The organism is Streptomyces beijiangensis (assembly GCF_017315755.1).
Classification (GTDB): domain Bacteria; phylum Actinomycetota; class Actinomycetes; order Streptomycetales; family Streptomycetaceae; genus Streptomyces; species Streptomyces beijiangensis.
The window spans coordinates 1-4,254 of sequence record NZ_JAFLRJ010000680.1; the positions used below are offsets into that span (position 1 = coordinate 1).

Genomic DNA, 4,254 nt, shown 5'->3' on the forward strand with positions numbered 1-4,254 from the left:
GACCCGGCTGCTGCTGGAAGGCGGGCGGTGGGGGCGGTGTGCCCTGGCGCATCGACGGATCGGCGTTCAGCGGCTCGGCCGGGCGGTTCATCTGCGACGGGCGCGAGCTCTGGTACTCGTACGGATCCGGAGCGGTGCCCTGCGGACGCGGCTGCGGCGGCGGAGGAGGCGGCGGTGACTGCTGGGCCTGGAAACCGGGCGGCAGGTTCACCCCCTGCGAGGGAGCCGGCGGCTGCGGGGCCAGCGGGGTGTAGGAGGTCGCGGTGTTGGTGAGGAAGTTCCAGCGGCACTCCTCGCAGTACGGCGCCATCGCCTCGCGCGGCGTACGGCACTGCGGGCAGAGCTCCGCCTGGGCGGTGGGCTCGCCCTGCTGCGGGTACCCGTAACCGGGCTGCTGGGGCGCGCCTCCGCTGTACGGCGGAGGCGGGGGAGGCGGCGGCGGTGCAGCGCCCATGCGATGTCCGCATACCTCGCACCAGTCGTCGGAACCCGACTGGTGTCCGTTAGGGCAGGTCGGCATGGAGTCGCTTCCCCCTCTCCTTCATCCGGCCCGGAGGCCGCTCAATCGGTACAGCTCTTGCCTGTGTGAAGCCTGTGGAGCCTTGTTCACTTCTTCACGCGAACGGTCTTGGTGGAGCGCGTTTCGAGGGTCATCTCGTCCGCTTCCGCGACCTTCGCCTTCAGTCGCACAGTACCCGTCGCCTCGTCGACGACGTCGACCACCTTCGAAAGCAGTTTCGCAGTATCCGCGTTCCCGGAGGCCGCTGCGAGCTGAACCGCCCGCCCCAGCTTGGCCGTGGCGCCGTCCACATCACCCGATTTACGGGCATCGAGCCCCTGCTGGATGACCTGTGCCAGTTCTGCCTGGCCCGTGTAGTGCGCGACCTGCGGGTTTATGGACGTGGACGCCACCATGTCGTCCGTCCACACCGCCCGCACCAGGCCCTGCGAGAGCGTCTGCGGCGTACCGCCGAGAGGATCGGGGAGTACGAGGGAGACACGGGCGGCCAGCATCTCCTGGCCGATTCCGGCTTCCGGGACGGCCACGCACACGTGGTAGTCGCGGGACTCGTCGCCCCAGGAGCCGGTGGGGTAGTCGCCGGCACGCGGACCGGATTCCGTACGGCGCTGCGTGAGCTCCTCGACGGTGGGCGCCACCTGCTTGACGAACCTGATCTCCACGCCGACCGGGGTCCAGAGCCGCAGTGCGACGTCCGCGACCTCCTTGCCCATCGCGTTCTCCATCATCTGCGTGAAGTCGGCGGCGAGGTTGGCCGGGTCGGCCACGATGTCGGCCGTGCCGAGCAGCGCGGACGCGATGCCCGTGACCTCCTTGACCTCCCAGTCCGTCCCCACACCGCGGGCGTCGCAGGTGAAACGGCCGGCCGCCGCGTCGAGCGAGGCCTTGAGGTCCTCGGGCGCCTCGTGCTCGTTGCGGCCGTCGGTGAGCAGGATGCCGTGCCGTATCGGGACCGCTGCGGAGGCCAGCAGCCGGTCGGCCAGCCGCAGCCAGGTGCCGATCGCCGTACCGCCGCCCGCGCTGAGCTTGCGCAGTGCCTCCTTGGCCTGGCCCCGGGTGGTGTTGTCGGCGATCGCCAGAGCGCCGTTGCCGGGGTAGACCTCCTTGGCTATGTGCGTACCGCCGATGACCGCGAAAGCCGTGCCGTCGCGCAGGGTGCTGATCGCGGCGGCCGTGGCATCACGGGCGTTGCGCATCTTGGTCGGCGGGTAGTCCATCGAACCCGAGCAGTCCACCATGATCACCACGGCGGCCCCGGCCGCCTGCCCCGGTATCGAGGACGGCGACGAGCTCGCACCGGTGAGGGTGGAGCCCCCGGTCGAGGTGACCGTGACGATCGCGTTGACCTCGCGGCCGCCCTCGGGAAGGTATTCGTTCTGATACACGTCGACGGAGAACTGCGGCACGTCGGGCTTGGCGAAGTTGGCCATCTCACCGGCTCCTTAAAGGAATAAAGCAGGATGTGCGCGCCGTCTCAGGCGGATCCTGCCCCTGTCTGAGGTACGAGGAACGGCAGCACGGCCACTGTTACGTTGTCGTGGCCCCCGCCGTCGAGCGCATGACCGACCAGTACCTGTGCGCAGTGCAGCGGGCGGGTGGCGGCGTCGGCCGGGACGACCGCGGCCATCTCCTCCGCTCCCTCCGCGTAGTTCCACAGGCCGTCGGTGCACACGAGCACCACACCGGGCCGGTCGGGCTTGAAGGACGCGGTGTGCGGCTCCAGTTCGTACGCGTCCGCCCCCAGCCAGCCCGTGATGGCGTGCGCGCGCTCGTCCGCGTACGCCTGCTCCTCGTTCATCAGGCCGGTCGCGACCATCTGCGCGGCCCATGAGTCGTCCTCGGTGAGGCGCGAGGGGTGGGCGGTGCGGTCGTCCGGCACCCAGTAGACGCGGCTGTCGCCGACCCAGCCGACGACCAGCAGGCCGCCGGCGACGATGGCGGAGACCAGGGTGCAGGCGGGGGCGTTGGTGTGGCGGTTCGGGTCGTGCTCCAGGGCCTGGCCCGGTTCGGCGCCGAGGACGTTGACGGACTCGGCGGCGGCCAGGATCGCCTCGTGCATCGCCTGCTGCGGGTGGGTGCCCAGCGGGAGCGAGGCGAGCAGCGCCTCGTTGGCGGCGACGGCTGCGGCAGCGGAGGCTTCGTCGGGGCGGGTCGCCGAAGAGACCCCGTCGCAGACGACGGCGATGACGGCGGGGGAGCCGTCGGGCAGGGCGGTCGACGAGACCGCGTAGGCGTCCTCGTTACGGTGGTGGCGCAGCCCCCGGTCGGAGACGGCGGCGACCGCGCCGAGCTCCTCTTCCATGTGGTCGCGCTCGCGGGGCTGGGCGTGCCCGCAGTTCTCGCAGTAGCCGTCCTCGTCGATACGGCCGGAGCGGCAGGCGACACAGCCCGCGCCGAGCACTGTGCCCCCGGCGGGCGTGTGCTCCACGGTTCTGGGATCGGGCAGGGGGTAGTCGTCGGGCCCCGGCGGGTCGTCGGTCCGTACGGCTGACGGCAGTTCGGTGCCACCCGACGTCGTCCCCGGCAGATCCGCCGCCGCCTGTACGGAGGCGGAGCCGCCCGGGGCGGGGGGCGCCGGCCAGGAGGCAGCCGCGGCCGCGCCGTTGACGGCGACGGTCGGGTGGTCGGCCTGGGGCGCGGGCAGCGCCGTCAGGTCGTAACCGCACGCACCGCAGAACATGTCGCCCGTTTCCAGGGGCTCCTCGCAGTCCGGGCAACGCCCGGTAGCGACCGGCTGGTTCGTCTGCGACATCACTTCACACCCACGTCCGGGGGCGGAAACGGTTGGCCCGCTCCACCAGGTCGATCCTCTCCTCGCCCCGCTGGGCGAGCCGGGCGAGTACCCGGTACGAGCGTTCCAGGCCGAGGCGCAGGCCCCGCTCGTCGAGTGGGTTGCCGAGCAGTGTCGTCGACTCGACGACCTGACCGCCGCGGCCCCCGGAGAGTATCCAGTCGAGCGCCGTACCCAGTACTTCGGTCGACAACTGCTCGCGGCGTACGGCATCGAGGCCGAAGCCCTGCAGGGCCTCCACCTGTGCCGCTGCCGCCCGCAGGTCGTCGAGGAGCGGCTCGCCGGGATCACGCCTCCGCAGCCTCGCACGTACGGCGGCCACCCGGGCGGCCGTGTAGTGGATCGAGGCCTCGGGGACGGATTCCAGGGTCTTTACGGCGCTCACCCGGTCACCGGCTGCGAGCTGGACCCGGGCCAGGCCGAAGGCACCGCTCACAAAGCTGGGGTCGGTGGCCCAGACGAGGCGGTAGTACTCGGCGGCGTTGTCCAGCTGGCCCAGGACCTCGGCGCAGACGCCGAGCGCCAGCTTGGGGGCGGGCTCGCCCGGGAACGCGTCGTAGATCGCGTCGAAGGCGAGGGCCGCCGACTCGTGGTCGCCGGTGACCAGTGAGGCGAGGCCCCGGTACCAGACGACGCGCCAGTCGTCGGGGTGCTGGACCTCCAGCTGCTGGAGGTCCTCGACGGCCGTGAACAGGTCGAGATTCTCCAGCCAGGCGCGGACCTGGCGCAGACGGAGCTCCAGTGATCCGCTCGGCGCGGCCTGCAGGGCCGCGATCACCTCGCCGGGCGCGGAGGCGAGAAGACCCGCGAGGAAACCGGCGTTGGGGTCGTTCGGGTCGACGTGGGGCACGGGGAGCGCGAGCGCGGTGGCCCGGGCGTCCAGGGTCGCGGTGTACGGGCCCACTGCCCGCCGTCCGCTCAGGTCGGTGCCGGTGCCGGTGCC

General features: G+C 71.8%; 3 protein-coding genes and 1 pseudogene. All 4 read right to left on the reverse strand.

Features of this window, described 5'->3' with window-relative positions:
* Positions 1-520 (reverse strand): annotated as a pseudogene (locus tag J0695_RS38250) (FHA domain-containing protein); the annotation flags it as partial.
* Positions 521-606: 86 nt separating this feature from the next.
* On the reverse strand, positions 607-1,950 hold the full coding sequence (locus J0695_RS38255; RefSeq protein WP_206969449.1) for a vWA domain-containing protein: 1,344 nt from the start codon (positions 1,948-1,950) through the stop codon (positions 607-609).
* Positions 1,951-1,994: 44 nt separating this feature from the next.
* Positions 1,995-3,272, reverse strand: a complete 1,278-nt coding sequence (locus J0695_RS38260; protein ID WP_206969450.1) for a PP2C family protein-serine/threonine phosphatase — start codon at positions 3,270-3,272, stop codon at positions 1,995-1,997.
* A gap of 4 nt (positions 3,273-3,276) precedes the next feature.
* Positions 3,277-4,254 (reverse strand): tetratricopeptide repeat protein (locus J0695_RS38265; RefSeq protein WP_206969452.1); only part of this gene is annotated, 978 nt, incomplete at its 5' end.